Source organism: Bowdeniella nasicola, assembly GCF_001907295.1.
Taxonomy (GTDB): Bacteria; Actinomycetota; Actinomycetes; order Actinomycetales; family Actinomycetaceae; genus Bowdeniella; species Bowdeniella nasicola.
In genome coordinates this window covers 1-17,717 of record NZ_MQVR01000058.1, presented here as the reverse complement: position 1 = coordinate 17,717, position 17,717 = coordinate 1, and the positions used below count along the sequence as shown (strand labels likewise).

Below are 17,717 nucleotides of genomic sequence, written 5' to 3'. Positions count from 1 at the left end.
GGAACTTCTATCTTCACCCAAGGCCCGCCCCTCATTCATCACCAACACCCGGCAGTCAGAGACCGCGTCACGCACTCTGAAACCGGAAGAGCCGACAAACGGGAGCAATTGAGTCGAGCGAGCAGTTGCTCGGCTCGTGCCGCATCGTCGACTTGCATCCCGCGCGCACGAAGCAGCTTGACCTGCTCGGGGTAGGTCTTGAACTGCTTCGCATTGTTCACTCGCGAGATCGCCTTTCGAGACAACAAAGACCGGCCCTGGGCTCCCGCCAAAGCGGGCAGCGGAACCGGTCATGTTGAATCCTACTCTATCTTACGTGGCAAGGGTAGACAACAGCGATGATGACGCTTCCGGTCGAATAGGTGGACGGTCCCGAAACAGGTCAGTGAGGCGGGCTAAAATGCACGGTGGAACCCATGAAAGGTCATCATGTCTGATACGACTCTGAGCCCGCTGGATGAAGCGGGTGTCGAGGCTGCGGTCACGGAGGCGCTGGCAGCTATCGACGGAGCTGATTCTCTCGAGGCCCTGAAAGCCGTCCGACTCGCTCACGCCGCTGATGCGTCACCGCTCGCCGGCGCGAACCGCCAGATCAAGTCGCTTGACCCGTCGGACCGCGCTGCTGCCGGTAAGCGGATGGGCCAGGCGCGCGGTCGCGTTAACAAGGCGATCGCGGACCGCGAGAGTGAACTGAAGGCGCAGGAAGCTGAGCGCGTGCTGCAGGAGGAGAGCGTCGACGTGACGATCCCCGCGCGGCGCCTCGCGCACGGTGCTCGTCACCCGATCGGTCTGCTCATGGACGACATCTCAGACTTCTTTGCCTCGATGGGCTGGCAGATCGCCGAAGGCCCCGAGGTTGAGCACGAGTGGTACAACTTCGATGCGTTGAACTTCGGGCCCGACCACCCGGCGCGCCAGATGCAGGACACGTTCTTCATCGATGAGCCCGGCTCCCACCTCGTGATGCGCACCCACACCTCGCCGGTGCAGGCGCGCACGCTGCTCGATAATGAACCGCCGCTGTACATCGCGTGCCCCGGCAAGGTGTTCCGTTCCGATCAGCTCGACGCGACGCACGCGCCGGTATTTCACCAGGTGGAGGGGCTCGCGGTCGACAAGGGCCTGACGATGGCACACCTCAAGGGGACCCTCGATCACTTTGCGAAGTGGATGTTCGGCGAAGAAGCGCACACCCGGCTGCGCCCGTCCTATTTCCCGTTCACCGAACCGAGCGCGGAGCTCGATCTGTGGTTCCCACAGAAGAAGGGCGGCGCCGGATGGATCGAATGGGGTGGCTGCGGCATGGTCAACCCCAACGTACTGCGTGCCTGCGGCATCGATCCCGAGGAATACACGGGCTTCGCCTTCGGCATGGGGATCGAGCGCGGCGTCATGCTGCGCCACGAGATCGACGATATGCGCGACATGGTGGAAGGCGATATGCGCTTTTCCACCCAGTTCGGCCCGACTTCGCACGCAAGGGGAATCTAAGACATGCCATACGTACCGATTGAATGGCTGCGCGAGCACGTCGATGTCCCCGCGGGCACGAGTGCCGAAGAACTCGCTGCCGCACTCGTCGCCGTAGGTCTTGAAGAGGAGGAGATTCATCCGCCGTCAGTTTCGGGCCCGCTCGTGGTCGGCAAGGTGCTGACCTGCGATAAGGAAACCCACAAGAACGGCAAGACCGTCAACTACTGCCGCGTCGATGTTGGCGAGCACAACGACGCTCCCGGCACCGGCAAGGAGCCGAGCGAACTCGCCTCCCGCGACATCATTTGCGGCGCCCACAACTTCGGAGTAGGGGACTACGTCGTCGTCTCCCTGCCCGGCACCACGCTGCCCGGCGGCTTCGAGATCGGAGCCCGCAAAACCTACGGCCACTGGTCCGATGGCATGATCTGCTCCGACAAGGAACTCGGCCTCGGCGAAGACCACGACGGCATCATCGTCCTCAACGAGCGCTTCGATGACATCCCGGCGCCCGGTACCTCCGCACTCGAGCTGCTGGGGCTCGGCGGCGAGCTCCTCGAAATCAACGTCACGCCCGACCGCGGCTACTGCTTCTCCATGCGCGGCGTCGCCCGCGAGTATGCGCACTCGACGGGCGCCGCGTTCACCGACCCGGCCCTGCAGATCACGGCACCCGAAACTACTGCTGAAGGCTACGAGGTTCGTGTTCAGGACGATGCCCCGATTCATGGGGCCGTCGGCTGCGACCGGTTCGTCACCCGCATCGTGCGCGGCGTGGACCCGACCAAACCGAGCCCGAAGTGGATGCAGGATCGCCTGATCGCTGCCGGGATGCGCCCGATCAGCCTCGCCGTGGACATCACGAACTACGTGATGCTCGATCTGGGCCAGCCGCTGCACGCCTACGACCTGGACAAGATGAACGGTCCCATCGTCGTGCGCCGCGCGAAGGCAGGGGAATCCTTCGAGACCCTCGATGACATCACGCGCAAGCTCAACCCAGAAGACCTTCTCATCACGGACAGCGAAGGCCAGCGCGTGCTCGGCCTCGCAGGAGTAATGGGCGGAGCCGACACCGAGGTCTCCGAGACCACGACCGACCTATTGATCGAGGCCGCACACTTCGACCAGGTGAGCGTTGCGCGTACCGCACGCCGCCACAAGATCCCGAGCGAAGCCGCTAAGCGCTTCGAGCGGGGCGTTGACCCGACGCTCCCGCCTGTCGCGGCGCAGCGGGTGGTCGACCTCCTCGTCGAGTTCGGGGGCGGTACCGCCGACAGTGCGGTCTTCGACCTCAACAACACCACCGCTCCGAAGCCGATCAGCTTCGATCCGGCCCAGGTCGCTGGCCTCGCGGGACTCGAGCTCAACGACGACAGGATCGCCCAGGTCCTGGAAGACATCGGCTGCACGGTCGAGCGCGGGGAGCACTGGCAGGTCACGCCTGCCACCTGGCGGCCCGACCTCACCGGCGGCGCGGACCTCGTGGAAGAAGTCGCCCGCATCGTCGGCTATGACGAGATCCCCTCCATCGTGCCGACTGCACCGGTCGGTTCCGGACTGTCCGGGAAACAGTCAGCCCGCCGCGCTATTGCGCGGGCGCTCGCAGAACACGGTCTCGTGGAGGTTCTCACCTTCCCGTTCACGGGGGCCGATCGCCTCGGCCTGACCGAAGACGATCTCCGCAACAACCGGCTGAAGCTCGCGAACCCGCTCGCCGATGATGCCCCGTACCTGAGGAACACGTTGCTCTCCACACTGCTGGAAGCGGCAGTTCGCAATGTTTCGCGCGGGCTCGAGCGGGTTGCCATTATGGAGCTCGGCGCCGTCGTGATCCCCAAAGACAAGGGGGAGACCCCGCTGCCCGCAGTCGGGGAGCGTCCCAGCGACGCCGACCTGAATGCGATCGCTGCCGTAGTGCCGCATCAGCCCTGGCATGTCGCTGGCGTGCTGTCTGGGCCCGTCTCCGAGGGCGCGGCCCTGGGAGCGGAGCGCTCCTACGACTGGGCGGATTCGATCGAGTTCGCGACCATCATCGGTTCGACCGTCGGCGTCGAGCTCGAGATCGTCAAGGCGACCTACCAGCCGTACCACCCGGGCCGCTGCGCCGAGCTGCGCGCCGGCGGCGAGGTCATCGGGCACGCCGGAGAACTCCACCCGGAGGTGTGCTCCGAACTGGGCCTGCCGGCTCGCACGTGCGCGTTCGAACTCGATGTCGATGCGCTGCTCGCTGCGGTTCCGGAAGGCGCACACCAGGTCGCGCACGTCTCGACCTATCCGCCGGCCAAGGAAGACTTCGCATTCGTCGTGAAGGACTCCGTAACCGCCGTCGAGGTTGAGCAGGTCGTGCGCCAGGCAGCAAAGGAACTGGCCGAACAGGTGCGTACCTTCGACATCTACCGCGGTGCCGGTATCCCCGAGGGTCACTACTCGATCGCGGTCGCCTTGCGCATCCGCGCGCAGGACCGGACGCTCAGCGCGGAAGACATCAACGCGGTGCGTAACCGCGTGATCAAGTCCGCCAAGGCGCGCATTGGAGCCGAGCTCCGCGCGTAACCACTCACGAAAGAGCCTCCCCAGCGTTAGTTCAGCTGGGGAGGCTCTTCCAGTTAGAGCGTCTCGAGGGGGACTGGCTCTGCGGGCGCGGGGAATGCGGCGTTGAGCTCGGCGAGGAGGTCCTCGGTCAATTCGACGTCCAACGCCGCGAGGTTGTCCTTCATGTGCTCAACCGTTCCCGCCTTCGGAATCGCGACGGTGTTGCCGTCGCGCATCACCCACGCGAGCGCGAGCGCGGCGGGGGAGTAGCCGACCTTGCGGGCAATCTCGGCAAGCCTGCGCCCACCCTCGCCATCAAACAGCCGGCCCTGCTCGATCGGCGAATACGCCATCGCGGGTATGCCGAGGGTGCGCATCTGTGGCAAGAGGTCGAGCTCCCCCTACGGGGTGGCCGCCACACTGCGCAGGGTGGGCCCGCTGAACTAAGCTAAGGACGTAGGTCACCGAAACGTATTTCAACAGCAAGGGACACTGGAGTCATGAAGGTACTCGTTGTCATCGCATCGCAGCACGGCGCCACCGCAGAGATCGGCGACGCCATTGTCGAAGAGCTACGGACGGCGGGCCATGAGTCGCGACGTGTCGAGCCTGCCGACGTGCGAGATCTCGAAGGCATCGACGCCGTTGTCCTCGGTTCGGCCGTGTACATGACCCAGTGGATGGAATCCGCCCGCAATTTCGTGCAGCGTTTCCGTACCGAACTGCGCGAGATCCCGCTGTGGACGTTCTCGTGCGGTCTTGCCGGCGTGCCCAAGGGAAACGTCCAGGACCCGCGCCGCGTGGGACCGGTCCTGCTGTCGATCAACCCGATCGATCACGAGGTGTTCAAGGGGCGCCTCGATCTTGGTGCCCTGTCACTGCGTGAGCGCACGGTCGCCCGCCTCGGTAACGCGCCCGAAGGGGACTACCGGGAGTGGGACAAGATCAAGGAATGGGCGAGCGAAATCGCGAGCCAGCTGACCGAGCAGGAAGAGCTGCAGCAGTAGGCTCGTACCCTACGTTCACGGGCGGCAGCGCGCGTCACTGAGGTCACGCCTCACCGTTGTGCTCGCCGCTGTCAGCACCACCGCGACCGCCGCCGGGTTTTGGGTAGGGCTGTTCTACCTGTGGTGGATGCGCATCGAACTCATCACGGTTCAGCGCCAGGACCGCTACTCCTACTACCGGCTCGAGTTGACTGACGGGTCCGTCGTGCACCTGAGCCCGGAGATCTTCACCCTCGATCCGTCCTAGGACAGCTACCTGAGGACCTTCGACGGAGCGGGCGACTGGGGCTGAATCTGTCCCACTGGGCGATACAGCAAACTGGAAATGTTTTCATAGCCTCGTATTGTTATGCACTATGACGCTGACAGTTGCGGTCGTCGGCGCTTCCGGCGCAGCCGGTGGCGAAGCCCTCCGGCTCCTCTCCGCCCATGATGGCGTGACGATCACGCACCTCATGGCGAACTCGTCCGCGGGCAGCCTGCTCGGCGAACACCATCCCCATCTGCGTGTGCTCGCCGATCGCGCGATCGAAAAAACCGACGTCGCCGCCCTCGCGGACGTCGATGTCGCGATCCTCGCGCTGCCACACGGGGCGTCCGGTGAGATCGCGGCCCAGCTGCCCGATACGGTCCGCGTCTTCGATGCGGGCGCAGACCACCGTCTCGAGAGCGCTCAGGATTGGCAGGCCTACTACGGCTCGGAGCATTCCGGCACGTGGCCCTACGGCCTGCCCGAACTCCTGCATGCCGGCGAAGAGCGCGCCGCAGCGCAGCGCGAGATCCTCGCGGGCGCCTCGCGCGTCGCGGTGCCCGGCTGCAACGTCACCGCGGTGACGCTCGCGACTCAGCCCGGGGCGCTGCTGGGGGACAAGGTCGACTTCTCTCAGCTCGTCGCGACTCTCGCCGTGGGGTATTCGGGCGCGGGCAAGGCGCTCAAGCCCCACCTCATGGCACTCGCCGCCCAGTCCAACGCCGCGCCCTACGCTGTCGGTGGCACGCACCGGCACATCCCGGAGATCGAACAAAACCTCCGCCGCGCAGGGGTAGCGAACCCCGTCGTCGTCTTCACGCCGATCCTCGTTCCCATGAACCGCGGCATCCTCGCCTCGGTCACGGTGCCGACCACCGCCTCGGCCGCCGAGCTGCGCGAGGTGTGGGAGGCTGTCTACGCCGACGAGCCGTTCATTCACCTGCTGCCCGAGGGCGTCTGGCCGACGACCCAGGCGGTACAAGGCGCGAATATCGCGACCGTCCAGGTGACCAAGGACGAGCATTCCGGCCAGCTCATCGCCCAGTGCGCCATCGACAACCTGGCCAAGGGCACCGCGGGCGGACTCATCCAGTCGATGAACCTCGCGCTCGGTCTACCCGAGACCATGGGCCTGCCCACGGATGGCACCCCATGAGCGTGACAGCACCGGCCGGCTTTACCGCCTCCGGAATTACCGCGGGCATCAAGGACTCCGGAAAGCCGGACCTCGCGCTTGTCGTGAACACCGGGCCCGAATTCGTTGCGGCCGCCGTGACGACCCCGAACCGGTTTTGCGCGGCGCCCGTCTACCTGACGCGTGAGGTCGCGGAGGGCGGCCGCGCGAAGGCCGTCGTGCTGAACTCCGGGGGAGCGAACGCGTGTACCGGTGAGCGCGGCATGGACGATGCTTACGCCATGGCGGAGCAGACCGCCGCCCAGGTCGGCTGCGAGCCGGGTGAGGTCATGGTGTGCTCGACCGGTCTCATCGGCGCGTTCCTCCTGATGGACATCGTCACCGCCGGGATCGCGCAAGCCGCCTATGCGCTGTCGGACTCTGGGGGTGAGGACGCGGCGGTCGCGATCATGACGACCGATACCGTGCCGAAGACCGCCCAGGTGTCGACTGCCGGCTTCACCGTCGGCGGGATGTCGAAGGGCGCGGGAATGCTCAATCCCGCGATGGCGACGATGCTCGCCGTTATCACCACGGACGCGGCCGTCTCCGTCGAGGTCGCGCAGCGCGCGCTGCAGGCGGGCGTGGCGGTCTCCTTTAACCGGATGGACTCCGATGGCTGCCAGTCCACCAACGACACCGTCATCCTGCTCGCGAACGGTGCCTCCGGCGTGAGCGCCTCCGAGGCCGACCTCACCGCGGCCGTCACCGAAGTGTGCACGTCGCTGACGAAGCAGATGCTCGCCGATGCCGAAGGCGCCTCCCACACGATCGCCGTGACCGTCTCGGGAGCGGCGAGCGAAGCTGCAGCTGAGGCGGCGGCACGGACGGTGACGAGCTCGAACCTGTTCAAGGCCGCGATCTTCGGCGGCGACCCGAACTGGGGGCGGATTCTGTCGGCCCTCGGGACCCTGCCCGAAGACGAGTGTCCCTACGACCGGGAGGCGGTCTCGGTCGCGATGAACGGCACGCCGATCTTCGCCGGCGGCGCCCCGCAAGACGGTGCCTCCTCGGTGGACTTGTCCGCGCACGACGTCACGGTCGACATCGACCTCGCCGCAGGCGAGGCGTGTGTCACGGTGTGGACAAATGACCTGACCCACGACTACGTCGAAGAAAATAGCGCGTACAGCACTTAGGAATGATCATGCGTAGCCGAATCGATGACCTCACAGCGGTCGACAAGTCCGAAGTCCTCCTCGAGGCCCTGCCCTGGCTGCAGGAGTTCGAAGGCGAGATCGTCGTCGTGAAATACGGCGGCCACGCGATGAGCGATGAGACCCTCAAGGCCGCATTCGCCAAAGACGTGACCTTCTTGCGCCAGGTCGGCCTCAAACCCGTCGTCGTGCACGGCGGCGGCCCCCAGATCAACGCAATGCTCAACCGGCTCGGCATCGACTCCGAATTCAAAAAAGGCTTGCGCGTCACGACCCCGGAGGTCATGGAAGTCGTGCGCATGGTCCTCACCGGCGTCGTCCAGCGCGAGATCGTCTCCCTCATCAACAAGGACCGCCCCTACGCCGTGGGCCTGTCCGGCGAGGACGCGACCTTCCTCACCGCTCGCGTGCACCAGCCCGTCATCGATGGCACGAACGTCGATATCGGCCTCGTGGGCGACGTCGTCCACGTCGAGCCGAGCGCCGTCCAGGACGTCATCGACGCCGGCCGCATCCCCGTCATCTCCTCGGTCGCGCCGACCGAAGGCAACCAGCTCCTCAACGTCAACGCCGATACCGCGGCCGCCGCGATCGCGGGCGCCCTCAATGCCCGCAAACTCGTCGTCCTCACCGATGTCGAGGGCGTCTACCGCAACTTCCAGGACAAGGACTCCATCATCCCGCACATGAGCCTGGATGAACTGAACGAGCTCCTGCCGACGATGAGCGCGGGCATGATCCCGAAGCTCGAGGCCTGCCTGTTCGCTATCGAATCCGGCGTGCGCGAAGCCCACATCGTCGACGGTCGCAAGGCGCACTCGCTGCTGCTGGAGATCTTCACCGACGTCGGCGTGGGCACCCGCATCGACGCTCCCGCAAAGGAGGCCCCATGACCTGGCAGGAGCATTACGCGACCGACTTTCAGCAGGTCTTCGGAACCCCGCTGCTGAACCTCGTGCGCGGCGAGGGCTCGATCGTCACCGACGATGAGGGCAACGACTACCTCGACCTGCTCGGTGGGATTGCCGTCACCTGCCTCGGCCACAACCACCCCGCGCTCGTCGACGCCGTGACGACCCAGCTGCGCACGCTCGGCCACGTCTCCAACTTCTTCACGACCCCGCCGCAGCTAGCGCTCGCCGAAAAACTCGCGAGCTACCTGCCGGGCGCGAAGGCCTTCTTCGCGAACTCCGGGACGGAAGCCAACGAGGCCGCCCTCAAGCTCGCGCGCAAGCACCGCCCCGGCGGCGGCTTCGTCGCGCTGTCCGGTTGCTTCCACGGCCGCACCATGGGAACGCTGTCGGTCACCCACAAGGAGGCGTATCGCACCCCGTTCGCGCCGCTCATCGAGCCCGTGGTCTTCGTCGAACCGGAAGACGTCGACGCGTTGCGCGCAGCCGTCACCGAGCAGACCGCGGCGGTGATCCTCGAGCCGATCCAGGGCGAGCGCGGCGTCGTCGCGCTGAGCGATTCCTACCTGCGGGCCGCGCGCGAGATCACGCAGGGGGCAGGCGCCCTGCTCATCGTCGACGAGATCCAGTCCGGCATGGGCCGTACCGGCTCCTTCTTCGCCCACACCTCCGCGGGCATCACGCCCGACATCGTGACGCTCGCAAAATCGCTCGGCGGCGGTTTCCCGATCGGGGCCATGCTCGCCGTCGGAGCCACCGGTGACGTCTTCGCCGGGGGAGACCACGGCACGACCTTCGGCGGCAACCCCGTCGCCTGCGCGGCGGCGCTCGCGGTCCTCGATGTCATCGAAGAGGAGGGCCTGATCGCCAACAACGCCGAGGTCGGCGCCGCGTGGGCGAGGGAGCTCGCCGAACTCGACGGTGTGGCAGAGGTCCGCGGCTCGGGCCTGCTGCTCGGCGTCGCCGTGGCGGACGCGGCAACCCTGCACAAGGAGTTGCTCGCGGAAGGCTTCATCACGAACGCGCCCAACCCCGAGACCCTGCGGCTCGCTCCCTCCTACCTCATCACCGATGAGCAGCGCGCCGCCTTCACCGCCGCCCTGCGCGAACTGCTGGAGCGACGACGACGATAAACCGCGTCCTCGCCCCTCCCATCCAGCACTCTGTTTCGCAAAGGTATCCCCATGACTATTCCGACCCCAGCCCTGTCCGCTATTTCCGATTCGACCCACGACGATAAACCGATCATCCTCGCCTACTCCGGGGGCCTGGACACCTCCGTCGCCATCGGCTGGATCAAGAAAGCCACCGGGCGTGACGTCGTCTGCGTCGCCGTCGACGTCGGCCAGGGCGGCGAAGACCTCGAGGTCATCCGCCAGCGTGCCCTCGCCTGCGGTGCCTCGGCCGCCTATATCGCCGACGCGCGCGATGAATTCGCCGAGGACTACTGCATGCCCGCCCTGCACGCGAACGCGATGTACCAGGGCGCCTACCCGCTCGTCTCGGCCCTGTCCCGGCCCGTCATCGTCCGCCACCTTGTCGCAGCCGCCCGCGAATTCGGCGCCAGTACCGTCGCCCACGGCTGCACGGGCAAGGGCAACGACCAGGTGCGCTTCGAAGTCGGCATCACCTCCATCGCCCCCGAACTCACGTGCCTGTCCCCGGTGCGCGACCTCGCCCTCACGCGCGAGCGCGCGATCGAATACGCCGAAGAGCACAAGCTCCCCATCGAGACGACGAAGAACAACCCGTTCTCCATCGACCAAAACGTGTGGGGGCGTGCCATCGAGACGGGCTTCCTTGAGGACCCGTGGAACGAGCCCACCAAGGACATCTACGCCTATACCGACGACCCGTCCTTCCCGCCAGTCGCCGACGAAGTGACGATCACCTTCGAACGCGGCACGCCCGTCGCGATCGACGGCGAGGCCGTCAGCCCGCTGCAGGCCATCCAGATCATGAACCGGCGCGCGGGCGCTCAGGGCATCGGCCGGATCGACATCATCGAAGACCGCCTCGTCGGCATCAAATCCCGCGAGGTCTACGAGGCGCCCGGCGCGATCGCGCTCCTCACCGCACACCGCGAGCTCGAGCGGTTCACCCTGGAGCGCGAACAGGCCCGCTTCAAGCCGACCATCGAAAACCGCTGGACGGACCTCGTCTACGACGGCCAGTGGTTCTCGCCGCTCAAGACGAGCCTCGATGCCTTCATCGCCGACACGCAGTTCTACGTCTCCGGCGACATCCGGCTCACCCTGCACGGCGGCCGCGTCACCGTGACCGGGCGCCGCTCGCACACCTCGCTCTACGACTTCAACCTCGCGACCTACGACGAGGGCGATAGCTTCGACCAGTCCGCCTCGCGCGGCTTCATCGAGATCGTTGGCCTCTCGACAAAGCTCGCCGCCCGGCGCGACACTGCCTACGACCGATAGGAGCAGCATGTCCGTCCCATCCGTTCCCGCGACGAAAGTCGCCCGCCAGGCCGCGGTCGTGCGCATCCTGCGCGAACACCCGGTCAAAAGCCAGGCCGAGCTCGCCGAACACCTAGCCCGCCACGGGATCTCCGCCACCCAGGCGACGCTCTCACGCGACCTCGTCGAACTCGGCGCCCAAAAGCTGCGCCGGCCCGACGGCACGTTCACCTACGACGTGCCGACCGACATCCCCGTCCCGCCCGAGACCTCCACGGCCGTCGTGCGGCTCGCGCGCCTGGCCGCCGAACTCGTCGTCGCCGCCGACCACAGCGCGAACCTCCTCGTGCTGCACACCCCGCCCGGCGCCGCCCAATACCTCGGATCCGCGCTCGACGCCGCGCTCGGCGCGAAAGCTCTCGGCACTGTCGCGGGGGATGACACGACGCTGACCGTCATGCGCTCCTCGGACATGGCAGCCGACATCTGCGCCCGCATCCTCGCCGGCCTGCCCCCGCTCGACGAATAAGGACCCCCATGTCACAAAACACCAGCCTATGGGGCGGTCGGTTTACCGGCGGCCCCGCCCCCGAACTCGTCGCCCTGTCGGACTCCACCCACTTCGACTGGCGCCTCGCCGCCGTCGATATCGCCGGCTCCAAAGCCCACGCCCGCGCCCTGCACACCGCCGGGCACCTCAGCGAAGCAGAATACGAGGCGATGATCGCCGGGCTCGATCAGCTCGCCGCCGACGTCGACTCCGGTGAGGCGGTGCCTCAGGCGAGCGACGAGGACGTCCACACGGCCCTCGAACGCCTCCTCATCGAACGCATCGGCCCCGAGCTCGGCGGCAAGCTGCGCGCCGGCCGATCCCGCAACGACCAGATCGCGACCCTCATCCGGCTCTACCTGCGCCAGCAGTCCGAGCTCTTGCGCGAGCAGGTCACCGGTCTGATCGGGGCGCTCATCGACCAGGCCGAGGGCGCAGGCGAGGCCATCATGCCCGGGTGCACCCACCTGCAACACGCCCAGCCCGTCCTCCTCGCGCACCAGCTCCTTGCCCACGCCTGGCCGCTCGTGCGCGACCTGGAGCGCCTGTCGCAGTGGGAAGAGCGCGCGAAGCTCTGTCCGTATGGCGCTGGCGCGCTCGCGGGTTCCAGCCTCGGCCTCGACCCCCGCCAGGTCGCCGCCGACCTTGGCTTCACTGACTCCGAACCCAACTCGATCGACGCCACCGCCGCCCGCGACGTCGTCGCCGAGTTCTCCTTCATCTGCGCGATGATCGGCATCAACCTGTCCCGCCTCGCCGAAGAGATCATCATCTGGAACACGAAGGAGTTCTCATTCATTACGCTGCACGATGCCTACTCCACCGGCTCGTCGATCATGCCGCAGAAGAAAAACCCCGACATCGCCGAACTCGCCCGCGGCAAGGCCGGCCGCCTCATCGGCAACCACACTGGACTGCTCGCTACCTTGAAGGCGCTGCCGCTCGCGTACAACCGCGACCTGCAAGAGGACAAGGAAGGTGTCTTCGATGCCGTCGACCAGCTAACGACGCTCCTGCCCGCCTTCACCGGCATGGTCGTGACGCTGACCTTTAACACCGACCGCATGGCCGAGCTCGCCCCGCGCGGCTTCGCGCTCGCGACCGACATCGCCGAGTGGCTCGTATGCAAGGCAGTGCCGTTCCGTGTCGCTCATGACGTCGCGGGGGAGTGCGTGAAGTTGTGCGAGGCGCAGGACAAGGAGCTGTGGAAGTTGAGCGACGACGAGCTCGCGAGCATCTCCGAGCATCTGGATCCGTCCGTGCGCGACGTGCTCTCGGCCGAAGGGAGCGTCGCCTCGCGCTCGGGCTACGGCGGCACCGCCCCGAAGCGCGTAGCCGAGCAGCTGACCGAGCTGAAGAAACGGCTTCACTAACGTTCATTGCTCAAAACGCCGCCCCCTCCTTGCTGGGAGAGGGCGGCGTTTTCGTGTTGCGACTAGTGGTCGAGGCGCGCGTCGGCGCGCTCGAGCTTGATCGACCCGAGGTCGGTGCGGGCCTTGATCCGTGCGACCGGAGCGCCGGGCGTGGGCTCGGCGGATTCCTTCAAGTCGGTGCGGACGGATCCTGCGATGGCGTGGCAGTCGGCGTAGACCGGGATGCCCTTGGCGACCGCGATGCGAATCGAGCCGAGCGAGGATTTCGCGTCGATATCGCAGGGGCCGGCGTACTTCACGCGGATTGCTCCGGCGTCAGCCTTGGCGGTGAGCGAGTTGATGACTTCGCCGATGCTGATGCGGCCGGCGGAGGTCGTGACGACGCCGTCGGCGACGTGGTCGGCCTTGATTTGGCCGGCATCGCACTTGGCGTCCAGCGAGGAGACTCGCCCGACCTTGAGGCTTGCGGCGTCGCCCTTGAAGAAGACGCGCTCGGCCTGCTCGACCGTCACGGAGCCGGCGTTCGTCTTAACGTCGACGCTGGTGAGGGGGCCGGTCGTTTTCACGCTGCCGACATCGAGCTTCGCGTCGACGGACGAGCCCGCGGGCAGCGAGACCTCGATGGTCGACTTGAAGTCGCGCGGCACCCCGCGCCAGGAGTTCTTCCACGAGTCCGCAAGGACCGGAACATCGATATGCAGCGAGCCGTCGACGAGGCGAGCCGAGGCGCGCTCGTGGACCTCGTCTGGTCCGGTCAGTGACACGTGCACGCCGCTGCCGGCCGTGACCTTGAGGTCGACATAGCGGGACTCGATGACGAGCGTGACGGGGGATGAGTGGGCTTGGTCAGAAAAAAGTTCGGTGTACATGAGGCGGCCTTTCGTTAGGAGTACCAGCCGGACATTGATCCGCTAGAAAATGGCGACGGGTTCTGCGGCGGGGTGCCGAGCTTGGAGCGGTGCAGAGCGCTGCGGATCGCGTCCACGATCCACGTGTTGATCGAGATGCCCGCGCTCTTGGCGGCGGCCTCGACATCGTTCTTCAGGTAGGTGGGCAGCCGGACCGTCGTGCGGACCGGGTCATCGTCCATCTCCGCTTGCGCGGACGGGGTGAACCCCGAGCTCTTGGGCTCGGCCACGAGTTTCGGTTCGCCGTCGACCATTTGGACGACGACCTCGGCATCGGGCAGCTGGGAGGAGAGATCGCCAGCCAGCTGGTTGTACAGCGACAGCGTCACCTGGCGCAGGCCAGGCTCCGAGGTGTGCGCGATGGCTTCGGCCAGGGTGCGCGTCTGGTCGTCCCCGAGGGAGACGGAGGCAAGCAGTGCTGAGCGCACTGCGTCAATGTGGTCTGACATTCTCATATCGCCAGTATGACACCACGAGTGGTGTCACTGCAACATCATTGCGGCATCATATGTCGTCGCGCGCGCGTTTTTCGATCTCCATTGACTGGTCGGCCAGGTCGCGGCCGGCACCGGCATACATGTGAACAACGACGTCGATCCCGAGATCGTGCAGCTCGCGCACGTCTTCGTAGTACATCGCGACAGCGGCGACGCGACCGGTGAACTTGCGCTGCCGGATCTCCATCAGCGCATCGATATTCGCGTGATGCTCCGGCATTGCGAGCACGATGACCTCGATGAGCCCGTTGCGAATCACGCGATCCCAAAAGTCCGTATCCGTGGCATCGCCCTCGACGATGTTGTTTCCCAGCTTTTCTAAGAGCGCGACGCGCTTCGGGTCGTGCTCGACCCCAAGAACCTCCAGGCCGTGTTCGATCGTCAGCTGCTGATAAGCCGCGGAGCCTACCCGTCCCATCCCGAGGACAAGCGCGGTGACGTTCCCGATTTCGATCGGGCGGTCGTGGATGTTGAGCTTTTCTGGCGGCCGGGTCGGGAACCGGGCAGCAAAGCTCGACAGCGCCGAGGTGTTGCGCGGGTTCAAGATGGCGGCGATAACGAAGCTAGCAGCCACCGCCACGGCGAGCTTGACCAGCCATTCTTGTTCCAGCCAGCCGTCCTCGACCCCGAGGGCGGCGACAATGAGCGCGAACTCCGAGTAGCTCGTGAGGAGCGCACCGGTGAGCAGACTTGTGCGATGGCGCATCCCCGAGGCGGCGAGCAGCACCCAATAACCGGCGCCCTGAATCGGCAACAGCAGAAGCAGCATGAGCCCGCCGATCAGCGTGTACGTCGTCGGCAGTCCCGCGAACCCAATGTTGACGAAGAACGCGACGAGCAAGAGCTCCTTTAGGGTAAACAGCGAGTCGGACAGCTGATTGGCGCCGGGATGCCCCGCGAGCAGTGGCCGAGGCGGGTGAACCGCCGCAGCACAATCACAAGGAGCGGGATGAGCAGGCCCAGGCCGAAAACGAGCGGGTGGGGTGCGGTGCCGTGGGAAATCGAGATGACGATGACCGCGAAGATGTCCTGCATGATGAGAACACCGATTGTGATCCGCCCATAGAGGGACTGTTCATCGCCGCGGTCCTGCAAGATCTTGACCGCAAACACCGTCGACGAAAATGACAGCGCCAGCGCGATGACCCCCATGATGCCGAATCCGGAGACGTTCACGATACCCCAGGTCGCCAGCAGCCAGATGAAGCCGGTCCCCACGAGCACGGTCCCGAGCAGATGGACGGTCGCGGTCAGCCACACCTCCTTGCCCAGCAGTGCCTTAAGGTCGAGCTTCAAACCGATGGCGAACAGCATGAGCGTGACACCTAGATCAGCGGCGACCTCGAGCCCACTGATCTTCTCGATCCCGTTGGCATTGATGATGAAACCGGCCGCGAGGAAGCCGATAAGAGGCGGCAGGCGCAACGCGATCGCAGCAAGCCCGCCGGCGAAGACCGCCCCCAGATAGATCATCACCGCCGTCATGTCGGGATTGTATCGACGGTTCCGGACGGCGATGCCGGATTTCGTGCCGTGCGCGATAGGCTAAAGCCGCAATCGATAACGGTCTTACACGGAAGGTTTCGACCCATGAGTACTCTCCTCGAAGAGCTTCAGTGGCGCGGGTTCGTCGCGCAGCACACTGACCTGGATGCGCTAGCCGCAGCCCTCGAGGAAGGACCCGTGACCTTCTATACCGGCTTTGATCCGTCCGCCGCGTCGCTGCATCACGGCCACCTCGTGGCCCTCATGCTGATGAAGCACCTGCAAAACGCTGGCCACAAGCCGCTGGCACTCGTCGGTGGCGCGACGGGCCTTATCGGAGATCCGCGGATGAGCGGGGAGCGCACGCTTAACCCGACGGAGGTCGTCGCCGACTGGGCTGACAAGCTGAAAGTGCAGATCTCGCGCTTCCTCTCCTTTGAGGGAGAGAACGCCGCGACGATGGTCAACAACTACGACTGGACCAAGGACATGTCCGCGATCACGCTCATGCGTGACCTCGGCAAGCACTTCCGCATGGGCACGATGCTCGCGAAAGAATCGGTCGCCGCACGCCTGCGCAGCGATGAGGGATTGTCATTCACCGAGTTCAGCTACCAGATCCTGCAGGCCAACGATTACGCAGAACTCTACCGGCGCTACGGCTGCACCCTGCAGGCTGGTGGCAATGACCAGTGGGGCAACATCATCGGTGGCGTCGACTTCGTGCGAAAGTCCGAAGGCGCAACCGTCCATGCCCTAACGACCCCACTCATCACGAAGGCCGACGGCACGAAGTTCGGCAAGTCTGAGGGCGGGGCCATCTGGCTCGACTCCGAGATGTTCTCGCCGTACGACTTCTTCCAGTTTTGGATCAACGTCGATGACATTGAGGTCCCCAAGCTGCTGAAGATCTTCACGCTGCTGCCGCGCGAAGACATCGAACGGATCATCGCCGAGTCCGAAGCCAACCCGCGGGCCCGCCTCGGCCAGCGCACGCTCGCCCGCGAGGTGACGACGCTCGTCCACGGTGAGCAGGCCGCTAAGGAAGTCGAGGCCGCCTCCGAAGCCCTCTTCGGAGGCGGCGACCTCGCTGCCGTTGACGCCAAGACGCTCGCCGATGCCACCGCGCAGCTACCGTGCGCCGAACTCACGGTAGGGGAGACGACCGTCGTCGACGTCCTGGTTGCCTCCGGACTGGAAAAGGGGCGCAACGCGGCCCGCCGGACCGTGGCATCCGGCGGCGCCTACCTGAACAACGCCAAGGTCGAAGACGAAGACGCCGCCATCGGGCAAGATGATCTGCTGCCGGGCGGGCGAGTCCTCGTACGCCGCGGCCGCCGCAACCTCGCGGTAGCCGTAGCCGCCGACTAACAGCCCACCCGAAAGCGGCGATGCGATCCGCGCCACATCTCCTGGCTGCGATCGCCTCGCCGCTTCGTTTTGCCCGGAAACTCGCAGCAAACGAGCATCAAAAATAGGGGCGCGCTCCGCTTGACTCGAAGCCGATCGCGGTCGTAAGCTCAATGAGCCGGATTGCGGAACGGAGAGATCCGAGAAGTGAACCGGACAGATCGAAAAGCGGCCGACACGGTTGCTCCAGATCACACAGAATCGAGTTTGACTCGGCCACCAAGACCAGGATAAGCTCGATACCCGGCCCCGAAAAGGAAGCCGAAACGAAATCCCACCTCATTCAATGAAGACACGGTTGTGTCTGCGGCGGATGTGTGTGGTGGTTCCTTGATAACTCAACAGTGTGTCATTATTTTGTTTTTGTGATGCCATTTGGCTCGCGCACCTTTGTGGTGTGTGGGTTGTTTTGTTTGGTTGGCTGCCCTGTTTTGGGGTGGCTGGCTGGGATTTTTTCTGTGAAGGCCAGTTTATTGGTTTTTTTGCGGAGAGTTTGATCCTGGCTCAGGACGAACGCTGGCGGCGTGCTTAACACATGCAAGTCGAACGGGATCCTTATCCGCTTGCGGGTTT

Annotated in this window: 17 protein-coding genes and 1 rRNA gene; 13 read left to right on the top strand and 5 right to left on the bottom strand. The window is 65.5% G+C overall.

Annotated features, from left to right (window positions below; all coding sequences use genetic code 11):
* Positions 1-429 precede the first annotated feature (429 nt).
* A complete protein-coding gene (gene pheS, locus BSZ39_RS09285; protein ID WP_073717060.1) occupies positions 430-1,491 on the top strand; it encodes a phenylalanine--tRNA ligase subunit alpha in 1,062 nt (353 codons plus the stop codon).
* A gap of 3 nt (positions 1,492-1,494) precedes the next feature.
* Positions 1,495-4,029, top strand: a complete 2,535-nt coding sequence (gene pheT / locus BSZ39_RS09280) for a phenylalanine--tRNA ligase subunit beta (protein WP_073717059.1) — start codon at positions 1,495-1,497, stop codon at positions 4,027-4,029.
* Between the two features lie 53 nt (positions 4,030-4,082).
* Here pheT and BSZ39_RS09275 read toward each other — a convergent pair whose 3' ends face one another.
* Complete coding sequence (locus BSZ39_RS09275) at positions 4,083-4,394, bottom strand: aldo/keto reductase (RefSeq protein WP_143180470.1); 312 nt, start codon at positions 4,392-4,394, stop codon at positions 4,083-4,085.
* A gap of 114 nt (positions 4,395-4,508) precedes the next feature.
* Here BSZ39_RS09275 and BSZ39_RS09270 point away from each other — a divergent pair, with 114 nt between their 5' ends.
* The 9 genes from BSZ39_RS09270 to argH all read left to right on the top strand — a co-directional run bounded on the left by BSZ39_RS09270 (position 4,509) and on the right by argH (position 12,844).
* Complete coding sequence (locus tag BSZ39_RS09270; RefSeq protein WP_073717057.1) at positions 4,509-5,015, top strand: flavodoxin domain-containing protein; 507 nt, start codon at positions 4,509-4,511, stop codon at positions 5,013-5,015.
* A gap of 58 nt (positions 5,016-5,073) precedes the next feature.
* Complete coding sequence (locus BSZ39_RS09265) at positions 5,074-5,262, top strand: hypothetical protein (RefSeq protein ID WP_073717056.1); 189 nt, start codon at positions 5,074-5,076, stop codon at positions 5,260-5,262.
* A gap of 109 nt (positions 5,263-5,371) precedes the next feature.
* Positions 5,372-6,421, top strand: a complete 1,050-nt coding sequence (argC, locus tag BSZ39_RS09260; RefSeq protein ID WP_073717055.1) for an N-acetyl-gamma-glutamyl-phosphate reductase — start codon at positions 5,372-5,374, stop codon at positions 6,419-6,421.
* Positions 6,418-7,578, top strand: coding sequence for a bifunctional glutamate N-acetyltransferase/amino-acid acetyltransferase ArgJ (gene argJ, locus BSZ39_RS09255; RefSeq protein ID WP_073717054.1), 1,161 nt, complete (start codon positions 6,418-6,420; stop codon positions 7,576-7,578). The genes argC and argJ overlap by 4 nt, the downstream gene beginning before the upstream one ends.
* Before the next feature lie 8 nt (positions 7,579-7,586).
* Positions 7,587-8,489 carry an acetylglutamate kinase gene (argB, locus tag BSZ39_RS09250; RefSeq protein ID WP_222842923.1) on the top strand — a complete coding sequence of 301 codons (903 nt, stop codon included), beginning with the start codon at positions 7,587-7,589 and terminating at the stop codon, positions 8,487-8,489.
* The gene (locus BSZ39_RS09245) at positions 8,486-9,640 is read left to right on the top strand and encodes an acetylornithine transaminase (protein ID WP_073717052.1); all 1,155 of its coding nucleotides are present in this window, start codon (positions 8,486-8,488) and stop codon (positions 9,638-9,640) included. Before argB ends, BSZ39_RS09245 begins: the two co-directional genes overlap by 4 nt.
* Positions 9,641-9,691: 51 nt before the next feature.
* Positions 9,692-10,942, top strand: coding sequence for an argininosuccinate synthase (locus BSZ39_RS09240; protein WP_073717051.1), 1,251 nt, complete (start codon positions 9,692-9,694; stop codon positions 10,940-10,942).
* A gap of 7 nt (positions 10,943-10,949) precedes the next feature.
* Positions 10,950-11,450 carry an arginine repressor gene (locus BSZ39_RS09235; RefSeq protein ID WP_083603159.1) on the top strand — a complete coding sequence of 167 codons (501 nt, stop codon included), beginning with the start codon at positions 10,950-10,952 and terminating at the stop codon, positions 11,448-11,450.
* Positions 11,451-11,458: 8 nt separating this feature from the next.
* On the top strand, positions 11,459-12,844 hold the full coding sequence (gene argH / locus BSZ39_RS09230; RefSeq protein WP_073717049.1) for an argininosuccinate lyase: 1,386 nt from the start codon (positions 11,459-11,461) through the stop codon (positions 12,842-12,844).
* Positions 12,845-12,906: 62 nt separating this feature from the next.
* Here the strand turns inward: argH and BSZ39_RS09225 are convergent, their stop codons facing one another.
* From BSZ39_RS09225 to BSZ39_RS14280, 4 genes are read right to left on the bottom strand one after another with little or no spacing between them, the layout of a single operon-like run.
* A complete protein-coding gene (locus BSZ39_RS09225; protein WP_073717048.1) occupies positions 12,907-13,713 on the bottom strand; it encodes a DUF4097 family beta strand repeat-containing protein in 807 nt (268 codons plus the stop codon).
* A 14-nt stretch (positions 13,714-13,727) separates the two neighbouring features.
* Complete coding sequence (locus BSZ39_RS09220; RefSeq protein ID WP_143180469.1) at positions 13,728-14,207, bottom strand: toxin-antitoxin system HicB family antitoxin; 480 nt, start codon at positions 14,205-14,207, stop codon at positions 13,728-13,730.
* Between the two features lie 49 nt (positions 14,208-14,256).
* Positions 14,257-15,090 (bottom strand): NAD-binding protein, encoded by an 834-nt coding sequence (locus BSZ39_RS14285; RefSeq protein ID WP_222842922.1) that lies wholly within the window; start codon positions 15,088-15,090, stop codon positions 14,257-14,259.
* An 8-nt stretch (positions 15,091-15,098) separates the two neighbouring features.
* Entirely contained in the window at positions 15,099-15,734 is a 636-nt protein-coding gene (locus tag BSZ39_RS14280) for a cation:proton antiporter domain-containing protein (RefSeq protein ID WP_222842921.1), read from the bottom strand.
* Between the two features lie 105 nt (positions 15,735-15,839).
* Here BSZ39_RS14280 and tyrS point away from each other — a divergent pair, with 105 nt between their 5' ends.
* Together tyrS and BSZ39_RS09205 are read left to right on the top strand one after the other, a co-directional pair.
* Positions 15,840-17,105 carry a tyrosine--tRNA ligase gene (gene tyrS, locus BSZ39_RS09210; RefSeq protein ID WP_073717046.1) on the top strand — a complete coding sequence of 422 codons (1,266 nt, stop codon included), beginning with the start codon at positions 15,840-15,842 and terminating at the stop codon, positions 17,103-17,105.
* A gap of 520 nt (positions 17,106-17,625) precedes the next feature.
* Positions 17,626-17,717 (top strand): 16S ribosomal RNA (locus BSZ39_RS09205); the annotation flags it as partial.

Bases quoted from the DNA above. Each gene is read 5' to 3' on its own strand.
- argJ (WP_073717054.1), top strand. From the start codon at position 6,418: ATGAGCGTGACAGCACCGGCCGGCTTTACCGCCTCCGGAATTACCGCG.
- BSZ39_RS14280 (WP_222842921.1), bottom strand. From the start codon at position 15,734: ATGACGGCGGTGATGATCTATCTGGGGGCGGTCTTCGCCGGCGGGCTT.
- BSZ39_RS09270 (WP_073717057.1), top strand. From the start codon at position 4,509: ATGAAGGTACTCGTTGTCATCGCATCGCAGCACGGCGCCACCGCAGAG.
- BSZ39_RS09235 (WP_083603159.1), top strand. From the start codon at position 10,950: ATGTCCGTCCCATCCGTTCCCGCGACGAAAGTCGCCCGCCAGGCCGCG.
- argH (WP_073717049.1), top strand. From the start codon at position 11,459: ATGTCACAAAACACCAGCCTATGGGGCGGTCGGTTTACCGGCGGCCCC.
- tyrS (WP_073717046.1), top strand. From the start codon at position 15,840: ATGAGTACTCTCCTCGAAGAGCTTCAGTGGCGCGGGTTCGTCGCGCAG.
- BSZ39_RS09220 (WP_143180469.1), bottom strand. From the start codon at position 14,207: ATGAGAATGTCAGACCACATTGACGCAGTGCGCTCAGCACTGCTTGCC.
- BSZ39_RS09240 (WP_073717051.1), top strand. From the start codon at position 9,692: ATGACTATTCCGACCCCAGCCCTGTCCGCTATTTCCGATTCGACCCAC.
- argB (WP_222842923.1), top strand. From the start codon at position 7,587: ATGCGTAGCCGAATCGATGACCTCACAGCGGTCGACAAGTCCGAAGTC.
- pheS (WP_073717060.1), top strand. From the start codon at position 430: ATGTCTGATACGACTCTGAGCCCGCTGGATGAAGCGGGTGTCGAGGCT.
- BSZ39_RS09245 (WP_073717052.1), top strand. From the start codon at position 8,486: ATGACCTGGCAGGAGCATTACGCGACCGACTTTCAGCAGGTCTTCGGA.
- argC (WP_073717055.1), top strand. From the start codon at position 5,372: ATGACGCTGACAGTTGCGGTCGTCGGCGCTTCCGGCGCAGCCGGTGGC.
- BSZ39_RS09225 (WP_073717048.1), bottom strand. From the start codon at position 13,713: ATGTACACCGAACTTTTTTCTGACCAAGCCCACTCATCCCCCGTCACG.
- pheT (WP_073717059.1), top strand. From the start codon at position 1,495: ATGCCATACGTACCGATTGAATGGCTGCGCGAGCACGTCGATGTCCCC.